Source organism: Microcoleus sp. N9_B4 (genome assembly GCF_036701635.1).
Classification (GTDB): Bacteria; Cyanobacteriota; Cyanobacteriia; order Cyanobacteriales; family Microcoleaceae; genus Microcoleus.
Window position 1 is genome coordinate 1 of the sequence record NZ_JAUBRC010000044.1, and the last position, 24,501, is coordinate 24,501.

The window sequence follows — 24,501 nt, forward strand, 5'->3', positions numbered from 1 at the left end:
CTAATGACTAATGACTAATGACTAATGACTAATGACTAATGACTAATGACTAATAACTAATGACTAATGACTAATGATTACCTTCCTCCGACTACAACATTTTTAATCCGCAAATGGGGGCCGCCGACGCTTACCGGCAAACCGCTCTGGCCACCTTTACCGCAACCGCCGTAGGCATAAACCGAGTCGTTTCCTATCGACTCAATATCCTTTAAAGTCTGAAATACATTGCCGCTTAAAGTGACATCGCTCACGGGTTCGGCTAATTTGCCGTCACGAATCATGAACCCTTGAGCCGCCGCAAAGGTAAACATTTCGCCGTTGGTTTGTCCTCCCAACATCCGCACTGCATAAACTCCTTCGTCAATGTCGGCAACCATTTTGTCAAAAGAATGTTCGCCAGACTCGATCGCAGTATTAGTCATCCGCACCAAAGGCATAAAAGTAGCACTCAGAGCCCGGGCATTTCCTGTCGGACTTTCGCCCATTTTGCCCGCAGTCTCGCGATTGTGCATCCGAGCCGCTAAAACTCCATTTTTAATTAAATGCTTGCACTGAGCCGGCACACCTTCGTCGTCGTATTTCAAAGTTCCCGGCAATCCCGGCACAGTTGCGTCGTCTATTACATTTAATTGTTCGATCGCCACAGGCTTGCCCAAAGTCAATAATTCCTGCATTTTCGGGTTTTCGTAAATGCCGTCTGCTTCCGACAAATGCCCGAAAGCTTCGTGAATAAACACCCCCGACAAATAAGGGTCTAAAATCACCGGATACTGACCGCCTTTCACCGATTTTGCCTCTAATTGGCTTACAGCTCGAACGGCCGCACTTTTAACACGATCTTCAATATTTGTCAAGACATTGTAATCCGATCGCGAGTGAATCGACTCAAACCCTTGGCGGACGACACCGCCGTCCCCGCGGGCGATCGCCCCGAAACGCCCGGTCACGTCCAAGCGCTCTTGAGCGATGCAAGTACCTTGAGAATTCACAAAATAAGTAATCCCGAATCTGTCGCTGTAACCGGCTATTGTCGTCTGAATTCGCGGGTCATAATCTAACAGCAACTGATTGTAAGATTCGAGCAATTTCCGCTTTTCGGCTAGAGTAATAGAGCGCGGGTCGCGGCCCAATTCCACCGCTACATAATCTTGAATCGGGGTGACATCTGCTAGTAGAGTTTTTTCGCTGCCAACCAAACGAGACTGCACTACAGCTTCTTCAATGCGGTCTTTTAACTCATCTAAACCGTTAAAAGTTACAAAACTCCAGCCACCTTTGTGACAGGCGCGGATGCCGCCGGCGAGACTAAAACTGCGGTTGACAGCATCTAACTGAGGCCCGCGAAAACTAATCGCAGTTGACTCGCTTTGTTCGAGGCGAACTTCTAGATAATCTACGCGATCGCGGTAAGGTGCGATCGCTTCCATCAACTGTTCTTGCATCAAATTGCCCCTATGAATGATTAGCCGTAGCGCTGAAAAAAATTATTGCTAACCCTATTTTAGCTAATAACTTCCGTCTTTCGGGTGCGCGCTCCCCCACCGCTGTGGTGCGGGAGCATGGTGCGCCCTACCCGATCGAGGGCGAGTCAGTCGATTTTAGATTTTAGATTTTAGATTTTAGATTTTAGATTGATCCCGTCCTGAGTCTGCGAAGGAATGAATCCGGGGGCTTATGACCACATTACTTTCGGTCACTCGATTGGAGATTTAAAACTTTGTCCATAGAATTGAGGATTAGAGGTTTACAGATCGCTTACGTTCGGCGCGCGTCCTAGAACAAAAAAAACTCGCGCCGGCTTGCGAAAAGCCCGGTATGCCGAAAACCTTGCATTTGCATATAGAAATGGAACTAAACTAAATCTATCTAAAGACGTAAATATCTACCTTAACCCCCGGCAGATGGATTACTTTAAGATTAAAAAATTCCAAATTTCACCGTATTTAGCAGCTATTTCGGCATCAATAGCAATTTTGGTCGGAGTTGGCATTTTAGACCGATCGGAACAGCGGCGGTTTTTTCACTACAACCGCGCTAGCACCCTCGATCGCCTCAGCACAGTCCGTTCTAAGCTGGAAGGCTCTTTGAATTCCCGCCTGTTTTTGATGCGGGGTTTGGGGGCTTACCTTTCCAACAACCCAAACATCACCGAAGCCGAGTTTGCAGCGACGGCAAGAATTCTGGTGGCACAGCAACCGGGCATTCGCGCCATAACTTTAGTTAAAGGCACAACGGTCGCTTATATTTATCCGCGGGATGGAAATGAAGGGGCGATCGGCGTTGACTTGACGGCGCTACCCGAACAGCGGCAAATGGTCGAAGAGGTCATCAACACCAGAAAAACTTTGCTTGCCGGGCCCGTGAAATTATTGGCGGGGGACGAGACGTTCATCAGCCGATCGCCAATTTTTCTCACACCCTCCGGTGCCGAGCCCGAAACAGGAGTTTACTGGGGCTTGACAGGTCTGATCATCGACAAAAATTCCCTGATTGAGGAAGCAGGACTCAACGACTCCTCAGCGAAGCTGCAATACGCTCTGCGGGGCAAAGACGGTTCGGGAGCATCCGGCCCAGTGTTTTTCGGTGACGGGTCAATTTTTCAGAACAATCCCGTGCTGCTGGAAGTGACTTTGCCCAATGGTTCCTGGCAGTTGGCAGCAATTCCGACGGGAGGATGGCCTGCGAGTTCGCCGTTTCGGGGGTGGCTGATCTTTGGAGGCGAGTTGCTGGCACTTTTGAGCGGGGCCGCAGTTTTTAGCTGGGTGTACGGCCGTGCGAAACTGCGATCGAGCGAAGTTAAGTACCGGCAATTAGTTGAGAATGCTAACAGCATGATTGTGCAGTTAGACAGTGAAGGTAAGATTACTTTTTTTAACGAGTTTGCTGAAACTTTTTTCGGGTATTCAGAAGCAGAAATCATCGGCAAAAGTGCGATCGGCACAATTATACCGAAAACACATTTATCAGAAAGTGACCTCGCGGCAATGATTCGAGACTGTTTGGCACAGCCAGAAAAATTCTTCCAAAACGAAAATGAAAACATCCGCAGCAATGGAGAAAGGGTGTGGATAGCCTGGACAAATAAACCTTTACTAGATGCGAAGGGAAATTTAGCAGGACTGCTTGGTATCGGGACGGATATTAGCGATCGCAAACAAGCTGAAATCGCCCTGCAAGCTTCAGAAGCAGAACTGCGGACTTTGTTCGCTGCCATGAACGATGTAATTTTTGAACTCGATATTGAGGGACGGTTCCTGAAAGTTGCCCCGACCAATCCCCAATTATTGTACAAGCCGACGGCAGAATTTGTCGGTAAAAAAATTAACGATTTATTCGACCCAGAAAAGGGAGAATTTTTTCGGGAGCAAATTCGCACCGCCCTCGCTACAAATCAAACCTGTACTTTTGAATATAACCTGGAAATTGCTAGCGTACAAAAGTGGTTTGCCGCTACAATTTCGCCAATGAAAGAAAACACGGCTCTGTGGGTAGCCCGCGACATTACGGAGCGCAAGCAAGCTGAAAATTGGTTGACCGGTCAAAAACAAATTTTAGAAATGATTGCTAAGGGCGATCCTCTTGGCGATACTTTAAATACTTTAGTTGAAATTATCGAACAGCAATCTAGAGATATCATCGGTTCGATATTGCTTCTCGCTCCAGATGGCAAACATTTACTGCACGGAGCCGCGCCCAGTTTGCCGGACAGTTACAATGCTGCTATTCATGGCATAGCCATCGGCCCGGATGTCGGTTCCTGCGGCACTGCTGCCTTTAGTCGCCAACAGGTGATAGTTACAGATATTGCCAGCGATCCTTTGTGGAAAAATTTTCGAGATTTAGCCTTGAGTTTTGGACTGAGAGCTTGCTTGTCTACTCCTATTTTCTCATCTCAGGGTCAAGTTTTGGGAACTTTTGGAATGTACTATTCCCAATCGCGCCAGCCCCAGTTTTTTGAGCTGCAATTGATAGAGGCAATCATAAGTTTAGCAGGAATTGCGATCGAACGCAAACAAGCCGAAGAAAGTCTCAAACAACTCAATCAAGAACTAGAAAATAGAGTTAAACAGAGAACTGCTCAATTGATGCAAACTGAAGAACGCTGGCAGTTAGCACTCAAAGGCAACAACGATGGCATTTGGGACTGGAACTTACAAACACAAAAACTTTTTGTCTCCGAGCGCTTTAAGGAAATCACTGGTTACGAAGATAGTGACATTAGCGATTACAATAACAAATGGAATAGGAGTTTACATCCAGATGATTTAGCGATTTCTCAGCAACTCCTTCAAGAACACTTGGAGAGAAAAACGCCGCATTACATCACCGAATACCGCTTGTGGTGCTATAACAGCGCCTACAAATGGATATTGAGTCGGGGACAAGCTTTGTGGGACGCATCTGGAAAAGCAGTCCGCATGGTTGGTTCAATTACTGACATTACGGAGCGCAAACAAGCAGAGGAAGCACTACGGGAAAGCGAGGCAAGATTCCATAAGCTGTCTGCTAATTTGCCGGGAATCATTTATCAATTTTTGTTGTGTCCAGATGGCTCTTTCAGTTTTCCTTACATAAGTGCTGCTTGCCGAGAACTTTTTGAATTAGAACCAGAAGATGTTCTTAAAAATGCGGCTTTGGTCACAGATTTGATTCATCCCGAAGACTGCCAAAATCATGACGAATCTATTGCTATTTCAGCCCAAACTTTGCAGCCTTGGCAGTGGGAAGGACGGCTGGTGCTGCCTTCGGGCAAGGTTCGCTGGTTTCAGACAAATTCGCGTCCTGAAGCTAAAGAAAATGGCGATATTCTTTGGGACGGCATCACCGTTGATGTTACCGATCGCAAACAAGCTGAATTAGCTTTGCAAGAAAGCCAGCAGTTTATTCAAAAAGTAGCATCAGCTACTCCCGGTATTTTGTATCTCTACGACTTGGAAGAACAGCGAAATATCTACGCTAATACTTCACTGCTCGCACTTTTGGGCTATACCCTCGACGACATTACAGCGATGGATTCGTCACTCATGCCTCAGTTAATACACCCCGAAGATTTGCCTAAAATTGTGAAACATCACGCCAGCTTTGCAGGAATTGAAGATGGCGAAACTAGGGAAATTGAGTACCGGGTACGGGCAGCCGACGGTCAATTGTTGTGGCTCCAAAGTCGCGATACTATTTTTAGTAGGAATGAGGACGGTCAGGCTAAGGTAATAATTGGAGTTTCCCAGGATATTACGACTCGCAAGCAAGCAGAGGAAGCACTGCGGCAAAGCGAGGGACGAGAAAGAGAAAAAGCTAGAGACTTAGAGTCAGCGCTGCGGTCATTGCGATCTACTCAAACTCAGCTTATTCAAACAGAAAAAATGTCTTCCTTGGGGCAATTAGTGGCTGGGATAGCTCATGAAATTAATAATCCCGTTAACTTCATTCACGCTAATATTGATTATCTCAACCAGTATACAAAACAGTTGCTCGATCTGGTAACTCTTTACGAACAGGAGTATCCCGATCCTAATTCAAAAATTGTCGATCGCATTCAAGAGATTGATTTGGACTTCATGGCTGAGGATTTAAGAAAAGTTATGGGCTCGATGCAGGTAGGAACCGATCGCATCCGGCAAATTGTGTTGTCCCTCAGAAATTTCTCCCGGTTGGACGAATCCGCAATGAAGCCGGTCGATATTCACGCGGGGATTGAAAGCACTTTGTTAATTTTGCAGCACCGCTTGAAGAGTCACGACAGCCGCCCGGAAATTGAAGTAATTAAGGAGTTCGGAAAAGTGCCGCTGGTGGAGTGCTATGCCAGCCAACTGAATCAGGTGTTTATGAATATTATTGCTAATGCAATTGATGCTATTGAAGAACAATATCAAAAGTTATCCGTTCGGGAAGCAGATACAAAGAGTGGCTGCATTACTATTTCCACTGGTGTCACCCCCCAGAACACTGTGAGGGTAGAAATTTCGGACAACGGTACGGGCATTCCCGAGGGGATAGTCGATCAAATTTTTAACCCGTTTTTTACTACAAAAGCTGTGGGTAAAGGTACGGGGTTGGGAATGTCTATCGCGCACTCGATTGTGGTGGAAAAGCACAAGGGCAAGATTGAATGTATTTCTTCCATAGGATGCGGAACAACTTTTAAGATTGAGATTCCGATCGACAAAGTGTATAAATAGTAGGGGCGTCAGTCGATTTTAGATTTTAGATTTTAGATTTTAGATTTTAGATTTTAGATTTTAGATTGATATCATTTCCGGTTACACTTCTTATGATGTTGACAGTCAACAGTCAACAGTCAACAGTGAACTCGAATTTACTATTCCGATGCTAACGGATTTGATATGACTCCGCAGTGGTAGGGTGCGTCAGCAGATCCTGATTTTCAGGCGCAGCGCCCGGAGCCAGAGGCTGACTCACCCTACAAGTTAAGGACTAAAATAGACGGAAGCTGCTAACGAAGCGGTGCTGCATCAAACCTTTAATTGTATAAAAATTGACATGATGGGATTAATCCTGGAAGCGCTGCAAGCAATGGCACATAATGTCCGCTGGATGTCTTGGAATTTGTTTTTGGCTTTAGTACCGCTGGGCCTGAGTTTTTGGCTGTTCCGCAAACCTCGATCGCGCTGGCTGCTGTGGGGTACGGCCTTTCTCCTGGGCGCTACTTTTTTGCCCAGTACGCGCCATGTTTTGAACTATCTGAAGCACATTGTGCAAGATGTGGGCAAAACTTACGTTTTGGGGGCGATCGCGATTACGCTGGCACTGATGGCTGTAGACATCTGGGTACTGCGGCAGCGCGGAGTTCGCTCTCTCCGGTGGTGGGGCGGTTTTTTCTGGTTTATCGCATTTTTACCCAATGCGCCCTACGTTTTAACTGATATCATTCACCTGATCCGCCAGATTAAAGAGGGGAACTCGGTGTGGATTGTGACTCTAGCTTTGATCCCGCAGTATCTGGCGTTTATGCTGGCTGGTTTTGGGGCTTACGTGCTGTCGGTGATGAATTTGGGTTACTATTTGAAGCAACAGGGTTTGAGTAGATTTATCCTGGCAACGGAGATAACTATACACGCACTTTCGGCGATCGGCATTTATTTAGGGCGATTTATCCGCTTCAACACTTGGGACATTCTGACTAACCCCGATGCGCTGGTTAACACAGTAATGAACGATTTGATAGGCAAGCGTCCGGTTTTAGTAATGGCTGTCACTTTTGTAGTAATTGCTGTTTTGTATTGGCTAATGAAACAAGTAATTTTAGGAATTAGCCAGCGATTTTACAGCAGCCAATCCCAGTCGGAGTTATCCGGCGAAAGCGCTACTTCTTCTGATGCCATCGATTTGAGATTTTAGATTTGAGATTCAAGAATTGACTCCACAGATGAATCTAAGAACTTGAACTAACCTCCCAACTTTTTTTGTCTCCACCACTTAAGTCGGAAAACAAGTTTTTGTCTGTGGGTAAGACAAAATTTTTCGCGAAACTCCGAAATAAATTACTGCTGCAGTTTGTCACCAGACTTGATATGTTAGAACAGTCAAAGTAGTTTTGTAAACAGCAAAGATGAATCGATTTGACCGTCAGTTGTGGCAGAGATTTATTGCGATCGCTCAACCTTACTTTTATCCTTTAGAGCCTGGGGGTGGCAGAATCTTTTTAGGATTAGTAGCGCTGTTGTTGATATTTCTCTTCGCTGCGATGTTTGTGTTCGTCAGCGCTGTATGTTTGGGTACTCAAGTCTTATTTCCAGAGGCTTTTAACGGGGTTGCGGCTGGTTTAGCTACTTTGATCAAAGGAATTATCTACTCACCGAAAATTGCGATCGTTGGTTTAATGCTAATCCTCCCGCTGGCTGCTTTTGTCTTTTTCAGAAGCAAGTTGATACCGCGCTGGAAGCAGTGGGTAATGTTAGCTCTGCTGCTACTTTTGTCACTGTCTGTTAGCGGAATTAACGTAGTCATTAGCTATATTAGTAATTTTTTCACGACAGCACTGGCTGAAAAAGATCAGATTACTTTTTGGCGGTTTATGTGGGTTTATGCTGGAGTTTTTATTATCGGTACCCCGATAGTTGTTATTTACGGCTATACCCAAGATAAACTGGGATTGTACTGGCGAGAGTGGATGACTGAGAGTTTTCTGAGTAGTTATTTTCAAAACCGCGCTTATTACGAAATCAATTCTCAGAAGGAAATCGACAATCCCGACCAGCGGATTGCTGAAGATATCAAATCTTTCACTAGCACAAGTTTAGAGTTTTTGCTGCTGATATTGGGGGCAGTGATTGATATTATTTCTTTTACAGGCATTCTATGGTCTATTTCCAAAGGTCTTTCGATCGGACTAATTATTTATGCTGTCTTTGGCACGACAGTTATGGTATTTTTTGGCAAAAGGTTGATATTTTTGAACTTCAATCAGCTATCCAAAGAGGCTAACTTTCGCTATGGATTGGTTCATATTCGGGACAATGCAGAATTAATTGCTTTTTACCGAGGAGAAGCACAGGAATCTGTTCAGGTTAAACACCGATTTTTAGAAGCAGTTCGGAATTTTCATTTACTAATTGGTTGGCAGCGGAATCTGGGATATTTTAGAGTTGGCTATAGATATGCAACTTATATTATTCCCTCTTTATTCCTGGCTTCTATCTACTTTGCAGGTGAGATTAGATACGGCGATATTACTCAAGCTGAATTTGCTTTTCGTCAGGTTTCAGAAGCCTTTTCTTTGGTTGTATATAGGATTGAAAGCTTGAGTTTATTTGCAGCGGGAATTAATCGTTTAGCCACGTTTAATGAGTCTTTAAGAGATAAAAAAAGTGCTGTTCAACTAGACTTCAGAACAATCGATACAGTTATAAGTTCGCAATTGACACTGGAACACGTTACTTTAGATACTCCGCAGCATCAAAAGACTTTGATTAGGGATTTGTCGGTAGCCGTGTCGCCCGGTGAAGGACTGTTAATTGTCGGTCAAAGCGGTGCTGGGAAGAGTTCTTTGCTGCGGGCAATTGCGGGCTTGTGGGAATCGGGAACCGGCCGTTTGGCGCGGCCGGAATTGGAGGAAATGCTGTTTTTGCCGCAGCGTCCTTATATGATTTTGGGTAGTTTGCGATCGCAACTTCTCTATCCCAACAGCAGCAGCGAGGTTAATGAGGAAAAATTGCGCCGCGTTTTGGCATCAGTAAACTTAGCAGATTTGCCGGACAGATTGGGCGGTTTTGAAGCGGATTTAGATTGGGGTGAGATTTTGTCGCTGGGAGAACAGCAACGTTTAGGTTTTGCTAGATTGTTATTGACGGAACCGAGATACACTATTTTGGATGAGGCGACAAGTGCTTTGGATTTGAAGAACGAGCAACATTTATACGAGCAGTTGCAAGCCACTAAAACTACGTTTGTGAGTGTGGGCCACCGATTGAGTTTAGTGAAATATCACCAGCAGGTTTTGGAACTTCTGGGCGATGGGAGTTGGCGGCTGCTTTCGGCCCAAGAATACCGCGCTAGTGCAACAAATTTTGGCTGATACAGCGCTGCTTTCAAGAATTGTGAATTTACCCGGTTGTTGGTTGGCGGTGAGTGGTGGCGCGGTTGGAAATGTATCGCTTGGTTCGACAGATTAATCGCCGCGCCTCCACCCACCCGACAATAGGTTCTACGGGTAGAAACACAGCAACAATTAATGCCGATCGATTCCCGGTTCCTCATACCCTTTTAGATTAAAGAATTCAAGAATTGAAAAATTAGTAATGACTGATTGTGTATTGGTTTGGATCGCGGGTCTACAGTTGCATTCTTGGTTTAAACTGATATCATGATCGATAATTGGGTATAAATATCTAAAACTGCAAAAACAAAAAGCAAGCTGAACTTTGGCGGATTCGATTTAATTTTTCGCCCGCGAGAACTCACACAATATAATAGAAGATAGATTTTTTTAGTATAGGCGAGATTCCTACCTTGACTACTCCGATTCCTCAAAACTTTGTGCAAACGATCGCCAAACAGCGCGGTGTCACAGATGCCGAGTTAGAAACTGTGTTTATGGCTCTAGACGGTCAATCTACGGCTACCATCGCAACCAAGCTTGGCATTAGCGACATCGCCGTTCGCAAAAGACTCGGCGAAGTTTACAAAAAGTTTCAGATCGGGGGGAACGGCCCTGGAAAGCTGTCGGAATTGAGGCATCAGTTGCTGTTTTCATACCACACCGATCAGGCAACGAGCGATTTTAGTGGAGGTAAAGGCTCTCTCTTGAAAATGGCGATTGGACACCGACAGGAAGATTGGGGCCAAGCACCGGATGTTTCGGTTTTTTACGGACGGACTGAAGAATTAACTACTTTAAAGCAGTGGATTGTATCAGATAATTGTCGCCTGGTAGCGCTGCTGGGTTTGGCTGGTAGCGGCAAAACAACTCTGTCGGTACAGTTGGCAAAACAGGTACAGAATGAGTTTGATTTTGTGATTTGGCGATCGCTGCGATCGACACCCGCACCATCCGACTTCCTAGGAAGCTTAATTCAACTTTTTTCTAATCAACAAAAACCCGATGTGCCGTTAGCGGAGCCATCTAAGAGGATCGACCTCAACAGCAAAATTTCGCGCTTGGTCGAGTATCTGCGAAAACACCGCTGTCTGGTAATTTTAGACGATTTTGAAGCGGTTCTCAGACCCGAAGAATTAGCGGGACACTACCGCGAAGGCTACGAAGGATATCAAGATTTAATTGTGCGGCTCTGTGAGGTCAATCACAATAGCTGTTTAATGCTCGTTAGTTCCGAAGAACCTACGGAACTGGCTTTGCTGGCGGGAGAAAAAGTGCGGTCTTTAAAACCTGCTATTTCCGAGGAAATAGCGCGGGAAATTTTCCAAGAAAAAGGTTTGTCGCCCCAAGATCAAGAGTTGGAAATATTGTTATCCCGGTACGGAGGCAATCTGTTAGCACTAAAGATTGTAGCTACCACAATTAACGAGTTTTTTGAGGGAAATGTTTTAAAGTTTTTGGAAGCAACAGCGTTATTTATTGAAGAACATATCAGCAATTTGCTGGCGCAGCAGTTCGATCGAATGTCGAGTTCCGAACAAGATATTGCCTACTGGATGGCTATTGCTCAAAGTCCGATTTCCCTGGCGACTTTACGAGAGCAGATGTTGGTCAATTCATCGCTGTCAGATTTGCTAAAAAATCTCGATTCTCTGGGTCGTCGCTCGCTAATTGACAAAATCAGTGAGGGTGGCGAAACGGTTTTTATGCTTCAGCCTTTGATCGTGCAATATGTGACCGACCGATTAGTCGATCAGATTCGAGCCGAGGTTTTGGAGACAGTTAAGACGCAAGGAAGAGAAAGGATGCGGCTGTTGAAAACTCACAGCTTGAGCATCAGTATTGCTAAAGGAAAAGGGGCTAAAGAGGATAGAACTCACTCTATTTTAGAATTAGTTAAACATCGGTTGCAAGTGTTGTTTTTGAAGACGACAGGCTCTGAAGAACCTCTAAATATCTTGAAGAAAGTTGCCTCTGATCTGGAGGATAAATCGAGCCTTGAGGTGGGATATGCTAGGGAGAATCTGGCGCAGATTATTTCAGAAATTCAGCGATAAGAAAAAAGCGATCGCCCTTTGACAAAAGCGATCGCCCAATTTTCAACACAAACAGAGTTCGATAAAATTATTTGACAATGCCAAAAACCGATGCAGATTCAGACCCTGTAATTTTGTCCAAAGCAGGCGATTTTTGAGCTTGGGCAATTTTGGGAACCAAAAGTTGATTCGCATAAATCCGAGGATTTTGTTGAGCAATTTGGATGTAAGATTGGCGGACTTCTGCGTTGACTGCGACAGTCTTGGCATCGTAGACTTGCATCGCCATGTTGGGATAAAAACCAATGCCGACAATCGGTATCAAAAAGCAAAATGCGATCGCCACTTCGCGAGGTTTAGCATCAATAAACGGTGCCTCACCAGGCAAAACGCAACTATTACCAAAACAAACCGCTTCATCCAGATTGTTTCTCTGATTCTGCAAATTGAGATCCTCAAGATCGCAAGCCGCTAGTGTCCCACAGTTGTAAAATAACTGTCGCAACATCGAGAGCAAATAAATCGGCGTCAAAATCAATCCTACGGCAGCCAGGAACACTGTCACCGCGCGGAAAGAACCACTGTACATATCGCTAGTTGCGACGCCCACAAACACTGAGAGTTCGCTAGCAAAACCGCTCATTCCGGGGAGTGCCAAAGATGCCATCGCGCCTGCGGTAAACAAGGCAAACACTTTCGGCATGACTTTTCCAATCTCGCCCATCTCGTCCATAATCATTGTATGGGTGCGATCGTAAGTAACGCCAGCCAGGAAAAACAATACTGAGGCGATTAAACCGTGGGAAATCATTTGCAACAGCGCCCCGTTGATTCCCAAATCCGTGAAGGAAGCAATACCCAACAACACGAATCCCATGTGAGAAATAGACGAATTCGCTAGGCGGCGCTTCATGTTCGTTTGGCCGAAGGAATTCAGCGCGCCGTAGATAATATTGACCACGCCGAGCACCGCCATAATCGGTGCAAAGTAAACGTGTGCTTGGGGAAGAAGTTCCAAATTCAGGCGAATCAGTCCGTATCCGCCCATTTTCAGCAATACGCCGGCCAGAATCATCGATACAGGAGAAGATGCTTCACCGTGGGCATCAGGTAGCCAAGTGTGGAAGGGGAAAATCGCCAATTTCACGCCGAAGGCAATCAGCAATCCCGCATAAAGGAATAATTCTAAACCCAGTGGGTAGTCCTTCAAGCCTAGTTCTACCATGTCGAAGGTGGGGGTGCCTCCGCCGTAGAATGCCATTGCTAAGGCAGCTATCAAAATAAAGATGGAAGCGCCTGCGGTGTAAATCAAGAATTTGGTAGCTGCGTAGCGACGGTTTTGTCCGCCCCAAATCGAGATGAGGAGGTACACCGGAATTAGTTCTAGTTCCCAGACAATGAACAGCAGCATGATGTCTTGGGCGACGAACACTCCTATTTGTGCGGAGTACATCACCAGCATTAGGAAGTAGAAGAGTCGTGGCTTGCGATCGACTTCCCAGGCTGCAAAGATTGATAGTGTCGTCACCAATCCCGCCAACAGTACCAACGGAACTGACAGTCCGTCAACAGAAACAGACCAGTTGAGGCCTAAAGAAGGTATCCAGGAATATTGTTCTACGATTTGGAAACTAGAGATACTCGGATCGTAATGAGTCCAAAACACCCAGCACATTAATACAAAATCTGCAATGCCTACGCCTAGGGCATACCAGCGAATGGTTTTGCCGTCTGTATCCGGCAAAAAAGGGATGGCGAGGGAAGCTAGCAGGGGTAGGATGACAATTGCGGTCAGCCAAGGAAATTGATCCGCTATCATAGTGAGAATAAATACTTAGTGGGAAGTTATCAAAATTATAATACTAAATTTAATTAAAACTTAAGATTTATTCATAAAATTTTTTTATATATCGAGAAATGCGGAGAACATTATCACGAATTGCTACACACGTCAATTGATTTTTGATTTTCGATTTTTGATTTGTGATTTTCGATTCAGGACTTACGAACAGCAAAATATAGCGTTTTGTAGGCGCAATCTGCCTGTGGTTGCGCCTATTCTGGTAGATAGTTGGGTAAGTCCTGTGTATTCAGGGCGATCGCAAATTAGCTTTCAATCAGCTTTCAATCTGGATCAACTCCCAATTCGCGCAACTTAGCCGCCAATCGTTGAGCCCTTTGGCTTTCCTGGTCAGCCCTTTGGCTTTCCTGGTCAGCCCTTTGGCTTTCCTGGTCAGCTTGTTCTGAACTCCACAGCAACAAATTACCTAAATTATCCCACCAGCGCAGCCAGCTCATGGTTTGTCCCAACCTTTCCCCCGACCAAATCCCCAGATATAGTTCCAGTTGTGGAATCCACACCCGCCCCTGCTCATTGGCTGAATGTGAACTACCCAACCAACACCCATCTGAGTACAGATAGGGTGTGGGCTTCCCAATTCAACGGGGATTGCCTCAGCCTTCATGGATTTTTGGCGTTGCTGATTTAGGGTATGAAAGGCTAAATATGCAAGTCATAGAAACCAGTATTCACAAAACTTCGGGATTTTCAATTGATTTTTTTCATACCCTGATTAAGCAACGCCAATTTATCTATGTTAACTCAATTTGCTAGTTATTGTAAAAACAAAGAAGGTTGAAAAATGATATAAGTATTCAGAGCGATCTAGAGCAAGTCAAAAGCCGATCGCCAAAAGATGCAATTAAAGTGCGATCGACTAATTGCGAGATCCATTTTTCCGGTATACCAGATTCTCCGTAAAAAGCCCCCGCCAACTGTCCGTAAACCGCACCAGTTGTATCCGCATCGTCGCCCAAATTCACAGCCAACAAACAGCCTTCAGCAAAAGAAGAACTATTGTAAAACGCCCAAAGTGCCGCCTCCAAAGATTTGACGACATAACCCGTACCTTTAATTTCAGGAGGTTGTCGCAATTTAAAAGAACCCGCCGCAATCTCATCAATCTCTGCTACCAGCGGATTTGCTGCCCAATATCCAGAAATCGGACAATATCTTTCCGAAAGCAAGACATCTTTAGCAACTCCATTCACAGCCCCCGCAATTAAATTACCAAAATAGCGGCAAGCATCCACACAAGTAGCAGCACCGTGAGTAGTTCTCGAACTTTCTCCCGATTTTTCTATTACTTCTAAAGGATTTGTAGCATAAAACAAAGGCACGGGAGCCAAGCGCATAATCGAACCGTTGCCAGCAGTCTGAGCATCGGTAAAACCGCAGTAAGGTTTTCTTGTATCTTCAAACTTCCAAAGTGCTTGCTGCACCGTATTGCCAATATCAAAACATCCACCCGTACTGCTCAAATGTCCCTCTCGCCACCACCGCAAATAAGTTTCTAACTGATGGATTGGATCGAAACCTTGTTTGTCAATCAAACTTTCAGCCAAACAAAGCGCCATCGAAGTATCATCAGTCCACTCGCCCGGTTGCAGTCGAAACGGGCCACCGCCAATCATATCGGTAATAGGTGTAAAAGTTCCTGGGGGACAGAACTCTAAAGTTGTTCCGAGAGCATCACCAACTGCTAGACCTAGGAGACTGCCGCGATAACGTTCTATTTGCTGCATAAAATGGGAATTGGGAATTGGGAATTGGGAATTGGGAATTGGTAACAAATAACAATAGTGAACAGTGAACCGTGAACAGTCCACAGTCAACAGTGAACCGTCAACAATCGAGCTAATATTGATGTTAACCTGTCCATACCCGAACTCAGACCTGTCCATGACACCCGATGTTTTCCCCGGAGCCGCTGCGGAACCGGCCCCTCAAGCGACACCCGAAGTCAGCCTTGATATGCAAGTCCGCCTTAAAACAGAAGATGGACAGCTACTACTGCTACTCCCCTCAGAAACTAACACCAGTGAATTACCAACAGCCACGGCCTCGACTTGGACTGAACTTTGGCAGCAGCTAAAAGTCAGGCTGAACGCAGGAGAACGCTTTTGGCAGCCAAATGCAGAAGTACAATTGATGGGGAACGATCGACTTTTAGATATCCGCCAACTACAAGAAATCGCCGATGCCCTCTCCGAAGTGGAACTGCAACTCAAACGAGTCCACACCAGTCGCCGCCAAACCGCCGTTGCCGCAGCTACAGCAGGCTATTGTGTAGAACAGCAGCCTCCGGTTTCTTCCCTGAATAAAGCCACTGCCGAAAAACCGCAATCGCTGGCGGAACCTTTATATTTGCAGATGACAGTGCGATCGGGCGTAGAAATTCGCCATCCTGGCACCGTCGTACTTTTGGGAGACGTAAATCCTGGCGGCTCAGTCATCGCGGGAGGCGATATCCTAGTTTGGGGCCGTTTGCGGGGAGTCGTGCACGCCGGTGCCGGTGGCAACACCAAAAGCGTGATTATGACCTTGCAGATGGAACCGATGGTGATTAGGATTGCTAAGTATGTTGCCAGAGGCCCAGAAACCTCACCCGCTCAGTTTTTCCCGGAAGTCGCCTATGTGACGCCTCAAGGGATTCGGATCGGTAGAGCCTCTGATTTTGACAAATCGCAGTTAGTCGGGGGTAATGGTTAGTTGACAGTTGACAGTTGACAGTTGACAGTTGGCAGTTGACAGTTGACAGTTGACGGTTGGCAGTTGACGGTTGACAGTTGTTAGTAATTAGCAATTAGCAATTACCAATTACCAATTACCAATTAGCAACTAGCAATTACCAATTAGCAACTAGCAATTACCAATTACCAATTACCAATAACTAATCTAAAAATCACTTATGGCTCGCATTATTGTTGTTACATCAGGGAAAGGCGGGGTAGGAAAAACCACCTCCACAGCCAATCTCGGCATGGCTTTAGCTAAGCGGGGGCGGAACGTTGCCGTAATTGATGCCGATTTCGGTCTCAGAAATTTAGACTTGCTGCTGGGCTTAGAAAATCGCATTGTTTACACGGCATTAGAAGTTCTCGCTGGAGAGTGCCGATTAGAGCAAGCTTTGGTGAAAGATAAGCGGCAGCCGCGCTTGGTGCTGTTGCCGGCTGCCCAAACTCGGATGAAAGATGCCATCAGCGCTGAGCAAATGAAGCAGCTTGTGGGGATGTTGGGAGCAAAATACGACTATATTTTGATCGACTCTCCTGCTGGAATTGAACAAGGTTTTCAAAATGCGATCGCCCCGGCTCAAGAAGGGATAATTGTCACCACTCCCGAAATCGCTGCTGTCCGCGATGCCGATCGAGTCATCGGCCTGTTGGAAGCCAACAACGTCAAGAAAATCAACCTAATCGTCAACCGGATCAGACCCGCAATGGTGCTGGCAAATGATATGATGTCGGTGCAAGACGTGCGGGAAATCCTCGCCATTCCGCTGTTAGGCGTGGTTCCCGACGACGAGCGCGTCATCGTTTCCACCAACCGAGGCGAACCATTAGTATTGTCGGAAACGGCCTCTTTAGCTGGAACTGCCTTCGACAATATTGCCCGCCGCTTAGAAGGCGAAAAAGTTGATTTTCTAGATCTCAATCCCCATCGGGAAAACTTCTTTACTCGCCTCCGCAAGTTCTTAAATACTAAAATTATGTGATGTGCTGATTGGCGATCGATCTTTAACAGCAGCAACTTCATCACAAAAACTAGCCCAAATTTTCCCCCAGTGACACCAGTTCCCAAAAAGAATGAAACTGTAGGTCAACTTCAAACCATTAGGGAATGAGTGATTCCCCAATCGAAAATCGAAAATCGTATAACGTTTTCTATGCCTAACCCTTGACAAATCAGCCTGACCCATGATACACACACTTCTCGAACGACTTTTCCCGCGCACCCCTGACAACAGCCGCGACGAGGTAAAACGGCGCCTCAAACTGGTTCTAGCCCACGATCGCTCAGAACTCAGCCCAGAAATGGTTGAGTCGATGCGCCGAGAAATTCTAGAGGTGGTGTCTCGCTACGTGGAAATCGATACCACCGGGTCTGAGTTCTCGCTGGAGAGCGACCAGCGGGCCACAGCACTAATTGCAAATCTCCCGATCCGGCGCGTCAGGCTCGAACATCCACCGGAGAATTTGCCCCAGAATTTGCCCGCGAATTTGCCCGAAAATCGACCAGAATATGTACCGGAGTATGTAGTCGAAATTCTCCCTGAAACTAGAGAGTGATAGGGATTGAGATTTTATTGTCAGGCAAAGAGTTCGATTCGAGCCGATCGGCATTTAAATTAAACTATAGCAACCGCTTTCGTCGGTTAGAAAATAGACTACCGTTAGTTGCCAGTTTTGCAGAGCGATCGCGCCGACTTTTGGGCCCAAACTGTACATTTATACCTCCTTCATCAGGTCATCCCAGCGATCGAGTTAAATGGCATGAAGAAAATCGAAGCCGCTCAAGAGTTGGGAATCCATTCCTGATACCATCGACGCTACAAGTCGATGGTATCAGGAATGGATGTCGCACCCGAAAATAAAGAAGCGATCTTTTCCTTACTGATGGACGCTTTCTCCAAACTCTACGGCGCATTTAGAAGCGTCAAGGTATTTTTGACCTCCGATCCCCCCGATCGCAAAGAGTGGGGCGAAGATTTTACCCATGTTTATATATTCGTTGATAGCCAGCCGGTTGACTATCTCGGCGTGGCTAGCTTCAAATCGGGAATGGTTACAGATCGGGCGATTATTCGGATTGATCAAGTATTCTATGCTTCTTACAATGCGAGCCTTAGTCTCAATCAACTATCTAACTTAATTGCAAATACCATTGCCCATGAAATAGGACATACACTAGGACTCGATCATTCTGCACTTCCGACCGATGTCATGCACAATGGACTCGTTCATACTGTTCATAGCTTAATGCCTCCCTCATTTCATGCAGAGCAAATAAACTCAATGAACAATGCTATTCGCAGATATAAAGCCTTGAATAATTGATTGGTCCGAACCAGGAAATAGCTGAATTTAGAGGTCGAATTCCCCAGGATTAATGCCTACAGCATGGCAAGCTTCTTTGACAACCTTCTTTTCATCTTTGTCAAAATTACCATCCGCACCACCGATAATAATGCCAATTTGGATGACGGCACGACCTTGGTCTAGTTTTTTATTAAGTTTCCCTATCGCTTGGATAGCCTCAATTTTACCAAAATCGAAGTCTTGTGAGAGCTTCTCACAATAAAAATCAAATTTTTGCTTTAACTCCGACGCCGGAAAAATTTGGAGTGTTTCATTGGAAATTATTAGAGCCGCCGTTTTTTGTCTTTCCTCGGTATTGATAGTGCCATCAGCAGCCGCAATCAATGCACATATTGCCATTGAGGCATCAGCAAAATCATTATTTTTAAACTTGGAAATATTGGTTTGCAGAGAATCATTGATTTGTGATACGTTCTGCTTTAATTTCTCCCAGAAAGTCATTTTTTCTCCTGTTTGGTGAATGAGATATGATGTTTATGACCGGAGTCCTAGTAATCTAAGCTGCTCTTAACTTGCCAAGCAATTGCCAGACCCGTAAGACCCTTAACTTGATCAATTACACTCCTGTAGTGTATCATGGTTGTTGAGGTTTTAGATTAATCAAGTCAATCTTCATAACTAATCGCTCTTTCACAGGTTTTTTCGTGGTCTATCTTACTTAATAATTAATCGCTCTTTCCAGAGGATCTTGTAACTGAAGTTCTAAGGGTCGATCGGAGCGAATTTCTAAACCGGGTAACTCATGTTTGACTAACATTTTTTCGCCTGTTTCAGCAGTGGCACTCGGCCAAAGTACCCAGCGGCTGCCTAGGGAAAGAGTGCTTAAACTTGCAGAGTTTTGAGTCAGCCAAATTATCGGCAGTTTCGACCGATTATCGATCGCATCTTCCCCAGCATTAACCGCCGCTAAAGTTTCCAAAACTACCCGGTTCCCCGATACGAGTCCAGTCCCGGCCGTCCAAAGTTTGACGTTTAACAGACGCTTGCTAGCATAGAAGTAAAGAGACGCAGCAACTGTCACGGCTCGTTCAAATTCTTCTGGCTGCCACGTCGCAGCGCTGTCGAGAGCAATAATAATTTCTTGACCGCCGGCTGCAACTTCTAACTCTCTCACCCGCAGTTCTCCGTAGCGGGCGCTGGTGCGCCAGTGAATCAGGCGGGTGGGGTCTCCGTGGCGGTAAGGTCTCAGGTTGCGGGTGAGGCCTTCGGTGGCAGTTTGCGATCGACTGCGATTGTAAAATTGCGGGCTGTCTTCTTGACCGATGCGATCGATCAAAGGACAAGTGCTCAACGGCAAAACTTGTGGATACACAACCGCCACCGCTTTGACTGGGCGGCTGCGTCGGCACCAAAACAACCCTAAAGGTGCCGCCGTCCTCAAGTTTACCTCTTGCCACCGATAGACGCCGCGCTGCCGGACTTCCAGATAGTATGTATCCCTGTATATACTGTTAGGCTCTATGACTTCGATCGGGCGGACGATCGGTTCTCCCAATACAAACGGCAAGATGTCTACCACTTGCAACAGAGTCTTAGGTTCGCGGGCGCGATTTTCGATTTCTAGTTCAACGGTGATTTGATCGCCCGCACTCACCGGTTCGATCGGGCGGCGACGGACTTCCAAGGAACGGAGCGATTTTCCCGGCAAAACTGCCGCTACTCCCAACAGCGCCAAACCCCCACCGCTGAGTACGTACAGCCATCCAGACATTGTATTAGTCGCCGACCCAAAAAAGAAAACCGTCATCCCCAAGAGCAGCCAACCTGCGTAGGCGGGGGTAACAGCGCGATTTTCGAGCCAGTCGGCAATTTTGTGACCGATGTTCATAGGAGTTAAAATTGTTAATTACTCGATCGCCCCATCAAGCCTAATTGTAAAATATTCTCAGCATTTAACACCGAATTAGCTGCGAGCGATTAGATTAGAAATCGGGCATTTTTTCGCAATAAATCTACATTGACCCGCCCAAAAACGGATACAAGCCCCCGACACTCAGTCAGGGTCGATACCCAAATTTTAGACTCTAGTTCCTGCTCCCAGATTAATCTGTGGAGTAAATCTAAAATCTAAAATCTAAAATCTAAAATAGACTGACTGGAGACCAAAAAATGAACCCATTAAACAATCCTACACCCGTTCAACCAGAGGCTCAAGCCCGCCGACGAACACCGCCGCCGCCGCCGCCCTTGGCTGCAACTCCCGCGCCGCCTCCACCCGCGCCGAGTGCGCCCCCCGCAGCCCAGCAGCAGCGGCCTGTTGAGACACCCGTCAGTACGATCGAACAAATGGTCAGAGATGCCCATAGCGCAGGAGCTTCTGACATTCACATTCGAGTCGGCCAACTACCTCGATTTCGGATTCGGGGTGTGATGCAAGTAGCAACTAACCACCCCAAAGTAACCCCAGAAATTTTTGAAAATTACCTAGCCGAAATTCTCACCCCCGAACAGCGAAAACAGTTTGCAACTACCAAGGAATTAGACTCAGCAATTTTTTACCCTGGCTTCGTGCGGTGTCGGCTAAACTGTTTTGATTCCCTCAGCGGCGGTGCCATAGTATTGCGGTTGATTAGTTTGGAAATACCTACTATCGATTCCTTGAGGTTGCCAGAAGTTCTCAAAAATATCATTTTGCGATCGCAGGGATTAATATTGGTTACGGGGCCTACCGGTTCGGGGAAATCGACAACCGTAGCTGCGATGATCGACCACCTCAACCAGATGGAGCAAAAGCACGTAGTTACAATTGAAGACCCGATCGAATTCATTCACCCCTCTAAAAAATGCTTGGTCAGCCAGCGGGAAGTCGGCTTGCATACCCACGAGTTTCAGCAGGCTTTGCGCGCAGTTTTGCGGGAAGATCCCGATGTAATTCTCATCGGGGAAATGCGCGATCGAGTTACCATCAATACAGCGTTGCAAGCAGCTCAAACTGGTCACTTAGTATTGGGAACTCTCCACACTCGCAGCGCCATTAACGCTATTAATCGGTTGTTGAACCTCTACCCACCCGAGGAACAACAGGCGATGCGGATTCAAATTTGCGATTCTTTAGTAGCAGTAATTGCCCAACTTTTGCTGCCAACAGTTGACAACCGTCGGGTAGCAGTTCACGATATTTTGGTGAATACACCTGCCATGCACGATTACTTGATGAAAGGTGATGATGATGAAGCTTTCCGATTAATGGAACATGATACTTACGAAGGAATGCAGATTATCAACCAGGGTCTTTACAAACTGGTGCTTGAAGGCAGAGTGACGATCGAAGAAGCAGCAAAAACTTCTCCCGAACCCAGCGATTTAGACCGCCGCTTGCGGACAGGAGGCTATGATGTTGGGGACGCTCGCGGCTTTGAAGGTAGCAAAAAAGAACGCACCGTTCGCGCCTAGTAGCAGCACACATACAGGGGTAGGCACAGCACTACCCCACCCATCAAGTAGCAATCTTTTCAGCCGACGCAACAAATATTATGCGTAATATTACTTAAATTTTTTAGATTATTTAGTAGCAACAAATACATTTTTATTAAGTAATAAAATGCTATTATCAATGTCAAGTATATTGTTAAGTTTTTTAAACACCGATCCTACTTTACATTAACTTTAAAATTGCGTAAAAACTCGCAGGAAATTACAAAGAAATAGTAAAGATCTGTTCTGAGTATTGCCAACAGTCAGCAATTTAAGTTTATAGTTGTAGAGACAAATTTTGCACAGAGAAGGTTCCGACTTTGCCGATCGCCAAAGTAAGCAGGTAAAAAAAGCGCTTAAGAAAACTACAAGTAGGCTTAATACAAGCAATTAGTAGCAGAACCGAGCGCGTGTCTTTTCGCTTAAGTGGCTTTCAGTCTAAAAAATCCTAAAACCCAGCAGACTTTTAAAGATTCTGTTCCTCGAAAACCTGTTTAACAACTCGCTTATCAGCAACCGTGTTTCTATAATTTAAAGGAGGCAAAAAAGTGAAGAGTGCATTTAACCCCTCAGAATTGTTTGAAGGTGCCAGCAAAGCCGAAATAATCGATCGCATCCAGCAGCTAGTTCCCCCGGGTTCCCCGGAACCGCAAGATCCTGAAATCCTCGCGGCCTTACAAACTCTCACCGCACACCTAATCGCAGCTTATCAAGCCGACGGACAATTAGAAAGCGAACCTTTTAGCGACGTGCGCGATCGCACTATTCACCTATACGCATCCGCAGTCAGCAGCAAAATCAAAGGAAAAACCATCCTCATCACCGGTGGAGAAGGATGTGTCGGTCGTTTCTTGATCGCAAAACTCCTCGAATTAGGCGCAACTAAAATCATTTCCGCAGACAATGCCCGATGTCAAAACCCCGAAGAAAATCTCCCGCTTTTTAACCGAGAAGGTGCTGTAACTTTCTACGCCGCCGACATTCGCAACTTCGAGGCGCTCAAACACATATTTGAGGTAGAAAAACCAGCAATTGTTTTTCACCTAGCAGCCCAACGCCAACCCGGACTAGCTGAAATCAAAATCCGCGAAACAGTTACAACCAGCCTGTTAGGATGTAAACACGTCATCCAACTCTGCGAAGAATACGGCGTAGAACACTGCATCTTCTCTTCTACAGGCAAAACATCTCGATATTTTACAACCGAAGTTTACGCCGCCTCGAAGAAGTTTGCCGAATGGCAATTTGCCAAAGCAGCTCAAGAAGGAGATGTCACTTACGGGATGGTTCGCTTTACTCATATGTTGGAAAATAGCTTGTTCTGCGAGCAAATGTCCAAAAAAGTAGAGCAAGGTAAAACTGTCAACGTTCACGCTCCCCACCGCTACGTAACTGCTCAAAATCTTATCGAAGCCGTACATTTATTGCTGAATTCTCTGATTGTGTCCGTTCCCGGAAAACTGAAATTTGTTGCCGTAAGTAATCTCGGTTGGCCGACAGAAACCTTGGAAGTAGCTCTTTATAAAATTCTTGAATCAGGCAAAAATCTGCCAATTTATTTTCAAGGACTTTTGCCGGGCTACGAAGAACCGTTTTTCCTTGGACAGTTTGACTGGAAAAAGCCTACAGACATTCACCTCCTAATTAATGTGTTGGAAGATCCCTTTAGAAGTGTTAACGAGACTGGCGACATGGTGAGTGTAGAATTAGCTCCTTTTTCTTTGCCAGTCTTAGATAAACAAGTGTCGAAGCTGGAAAGCTTAATCATTGATCCAGATTTCCCCGAAGTGCAAATCAAGCACGCTCTTGTCGCAGCGGAAAAAGAAGTGATTGCTTCCTCTTTTGCGTGGAGTGTCCCTGAAGACTTGTTGAAGATTTTGCAGTGGGGAATCAATCCCAAGAAATTGCAAGGTTACGGAACGGAAATCGCTGACTATAGCGAGATTATCGAACTCCTCCTGCAAGGAATTTGCGGGCGACTTAACCAAGAAGTCTTGCACAATGCTGGAGTTACGGCAGATGAGTTTGATGACTTAGTTGAGAGTCTTTCTACCCTGGATTTGATTCAAGCAGAAGTGGGATATTTGCGATCGATATCGAGATATCTCAGAGAATTTGCAGCCCCCGCACAGTTCACCACCAAAAAATCTGAACCTGTTGCTGTCCGCGATGCAGCGTAGCTTGAACATAGTTTTGAGTTGGGAGATGGCTTCCTGACTGGCAACCTACAGGGAATGAATCAGTTAAACATCGCCTAGGTGTTTAGTTGATTAAAAACAGAACAGCCAGAAACCAGGTTTCTTTTAGAAACCTGGTTTCTCCAGTCTGGGCGTGTTTGAGGTTTAATTAAATTGATTTACTTAACATTGTCAGAAGCGATATGATATAATAGTCCTCACTACCAACCGCCATCAAATTAGTTGGTAGTGAGGACGCCAGTAGTAGTTTTATGAGGACTTAAGTCATCACTACAAACCTGATAATGGTTATTTTACCGGGCATGATATGATACCTTAGATAGCATTGTGGGTGAGTTAACAAAGGGGCAAT

16 protein-coding genes are annotated in these 24,501 nt (G+C 45.7%); 10 read left to right on the top strand and 6 right to left on the bottom strand.

The features are described from left to right. Positions 1 to 77: 77 nt before the first annotated feature. A complete protein-coding gene (locus QUA43_RS24185) occupies positions 78 to 1,445 on the bottom strand; it encodes a TldD/PmbA family protein (RefSeq protein WP_333377102.1) in 1,368 nt (455 codons plus the stop codon). 459 nt (positions 1,446 to 1,904) lie between these two features. Here QUA43_RS24185 and QUA43_RS24190 point away from each other — a divergent pair, with 459 nt between their 5' ends. The 4 genes from QUA43_RS24190 to QUA43_RS24205 all read left to right on the top strand — a co-directional run bounded on the left by QUA43_RS24190 (position 1,905) and on the right by QUA43_RS24205 (position 11,616). Further along, on the top strand, positions 1,905 to 6,182 hold the full coding sequence (locus QUA43_RS24190; RefSeq protein WP_333377105.1) for a PAS domain S-box protein: 4,278 nt from the start codon (positions 1,905 to 1,907) through the stop codon (positions 6,180 to 6,182). 322 nt (positions 6,183 to 6,504) lie between these two features. After that, positions 6,505 to 7,362, top strand: coding sequence for a DUF1361 domain-containing protein (locus QUA43_RS24195; RefSeq protein WP_333377107.1), 858 nt, complete (start codon positions 6,505 to 6,507; stop codon positions 7,360 to 7,362). Between the two features lie 211 nt (positions 7,363 to 7,573). Next, positions 7,574 to 9,538 (top strand): ABC transporter ATP-binding protein/permease, encoded by a 1,965-nt coding sequence (locus QUA43_RS24200; RefSeq protein WP_333377109.1) that lies wholly within the window; start codon positions 7,574 to 7,576, stop codon positions 9,536 to 9,538. A 434-nt stretch (positions 9,539 to 9,972) separates the two neighbouring features. After that, positions 9,973 to 11,616, top strand: coding sequence for an NB-ARC domain-containing protein (locus QUA43_RS24205; RefSeq protein ID WP_333377110.1), 1,644 nt, complete (start codon positions 9,973 to 9,975; stop codon positions 11,614 to 11,616). Positions 11,617 to 11,683: 67 nt separating this feature from the next. Here the strand turns inward: QUA43_RS24205 and QUA43_RS24210 are convergent, their stop codons facing one another. The 3 genes from QUA43_RS24210 to QUA43_RS24220 all read right to left on the bottom strand — a co-directional run bounded on the left by QUA43_RS24210 (position 11,684) and on the right by QUA43_RS24220 (position 15,180). Then, a complete protein-coding gene (locus QUA43_RS24210) occupies positions 11,684 to 13,414 on the bottom strand; it encodes an NAD(P)H-quinone oxidoreductase subunit 4 (RefSeq protein ID WP_333377112.1) in 1,731 nt (576 codons plus the stop codon). Between the two features lie 305 nt (positions 13,415 to 13,719). Further along, positions 13,720 to 13,956, bottom strand: a complete 237-nt coding sequence (locus QUA43_RS24215; RefSeq protein WP_333377114.1) for a hypothetical protein — start codon at positions 13,954 to 13,956, stop codon at positions 13,720 to 13,722. Between the two features lie 294 nt (positions 13,957 to 14,250). After that, positions 14,251 to 15,180 carry an ADP-ribosylglycohydrolase family protein gene (locus tag QUA43_RS24220; protein WP_333377116.1) on the bottom strand — a complete coding sequence of 310 codons (930 nt, stop codon included), beginning with the start codon at positions 15,178 to 15,180 and terminating at the stop codon, positions 14,251 to 14,253. Positions 15,181 to 15,337: 157 nt separating this feature from the next. Between QUA43_RS24220 and minC the strand changes: the two genes are divergently transcribed. From minC to QUA43_RS24240, 4 genes are all read left to right on the top strand, one after another. After that, positions 15,338 to 16,147 (top strand): septum site-determining protein MinC, encoded by an 810-nt coding sequence (gene minC, locus QUA43_RS24225; protein WP_333377117.1) that lies wholly within the window; start codon positions 15,338 to 15,340, stop codon positions 16,145 to 16,147. A 199-nt stretch (positions 16,148 to 16,346) separates the two neighbouring features. Then, positions 16,347 to 17,153, top strand: coding sequence for a septum site-determining protein MinD (gene minD / locus QUA43_RS24230; protein ID WP_333377119.1), 807 nt, complete (start codon positions 16,347 to 16,349; stop codon positions 17,151 to 17,153). A 202-nt stretch (positions 17,154 to 17,355) separates the two neighbouring features. Continuing rightward, positions 17,356 to 17,727 (top strand): cell division topological specificity factor MinE, encoded by a 372-nt coding sequence (gene minE / locus QUA43_RS24235; RefSeq protein WP_333377120.1) that lies wholly within the window; start codon positions 17,356 to 17,358, stop codon positions 17,725 to 17,727. Positions 17,728 to 18,009: 282 nt separating this feature from the next. Further along, on the top strand, positions 18,010 to 18,495 hold the full coding sequence (locus tag QUA43_RS24240; RefSeq protein ID WP_333377122.1) for a zinc-dependent metalloprotease family protein: 486 nt from the start codon (positions 18,010 to 18,012) through the stop codon (positions 18,493 to 18,495). Between the two features lie 27 nt (positions 18,496 to 18,522). Here QUA43_RS24240 and QUA43_RS24245 read toward each other — a convergent pair whose 3' ends face one another. Further along, positions 18,523 to 18,978 (bottom strand): TerB family tellurite resistance protein, encoded by a 456-nt coding sequence (locus QUA43_RS24245; RefSeq protein WP_333224981.1) that lies wholly within the window; start codon positions 18,976 to 18,978, stop codon positions 18,523 to 18,525. A 217-nt stretch (positions 18,979 to 19,195) separates the two neighbouring features. Then, positions 19,196 to 20,365, bottom strand: coding sequence for a DUF58 domain-containing protein (locus QUA43_RS24250; RefSeq protein WP_333377123.1), 1,170 nt, complete (start codon positions 20,363 to 20,365; stop codon positions 19,196 to 19,198). Between the two features lie 281 nt (positions 20,366 to 20,646). Here QUA43_RS24250 and QUA43_RS24255 point away from each other — a divergent pair, with 281 nt between their 5' ends. Further along, on the top strand, positions 20,647 to 21,930 hold the full coding sequence (locus QUA43_RS24255; RefSeq protein WP_333377125.1) for a PilT/PilU family type 4a pilus ATPase: 1,284 nt from the start codon (positions 20,647 to 20,649) through the stop codon (positions 21,928 to 21,930). A gap of 569 nt (positions 21,931 to 22,499) precedes the next feature. Then, positions 22,500 to 24,131, top strand: a complete 1,632-nt coding sequence (locus tag QUA43_RS24260) for a polysaccharide biosynthesis protein (RefSeq protein WP_333377127.1) — start codon at positions 22,500 to 22,502, stop codon at positions 24,129 to 24,131. The last annotated feature ends 370 nt before the right edge of the window (positions 24,132 to 24,501 follow it).

What these genes read in the sequence shown, in the direction of transcription:
- QUA43_RS24220 (WP_333377116.1), bottom strand. Translation starts at nt 15,180, where the DNA reads ATGCAGCAAATAGAACGTTATCGCGGCAGTCTCCTAGGTCTAGCAGTT.
- QUA43_RS24185 (WP_333377102.1), bottom strand. Translation starts at nt 1,445, where the DNA reads ATGCAAGAACAGTTGATGGAAGCGATCGCACCTTACCGCGATCGCGTA.
- minC (WP_333377117.1), top strand. Translation starts at nt 15,338, where the DNA reads ATGACACCCGATGTTTTCCCCGGAGCCGCTGCGGAACCGGCCCCTCAA.
- QUA43_RS24240 (WP_333377122.1), top strand. Translation starts at nt 18,010, where the DNA reads ATGGATGTCGCACCCGAAAATAAAGAAGCGATCTTTTCCTTACTGATG.
- QUA43_RS24210 (WP_333377112.1), bottom strand. Translation starts at nt 13,414, where the DNA reads ATGATAGCGGATCAATTTCCTTGGCTGACCGCAATTGTCATCCTACCC.
- minD (WP_333377119.1), top strand. Translation starts at nt 16,347, where the DNA reads ATGGCTCGCATTATTGTTGTTACATCAGGGAAAGGCGGGGTAGGAAAA.
- QUA43_RS24195 (WP_333377107.1), top strand. Translation starts at nt 6,505, where the DNA reads ATGATGGGATTAATCCTGGAAGCGCTGCAAGCAATGGCACATAATGTC.
- QUA43_RS24255 (WP_333377125.1), top strand. Translation starts at nt 20,647, where the DNA reads ATGAACCCATTAAACAATCCTACACCCGTTCAACCAGAGGCTCAAGCC.
- minE (WP_333377120.1), top strand. Translation starts at nt 17,356, where the DNA reads ATGATACACACACTTCTCGAACGACTTTTCCCGCGCACCCCTGACAAC.
- QUA43_RS24190 (WP_333377105.1), top strand. Translation starts at nt 1,905, where the DNA reads ATGGATTACTTTAAGATTAAAAAATTCCAAATTTCACCGTATTTAGCA.
- QUA43_RS24200 (WP_333377109.1), top strand. Translation starts at nt 7,574, where the DNA reads ATGAATCGATTTGACCGTCAGTTGTGGCAGAGATTTATTGCGATCGCT.
- QUA43_RS24245 (WP_333224981.1), bottom strand. Translation starts at nt 18,978, where the DNA reads ATGACTTTCTGGGAGAAATTAAAGCAGAACGTATCACAAATCAATGAT.
- QUA43_RS24250 (WP_333377123.1), bottom strand. Translation starts at nt 20,365, where the DNA reads ATGAACATCGGTCACAAAATTGCCGACTGGCTCGAAAATCGCGCTGTT.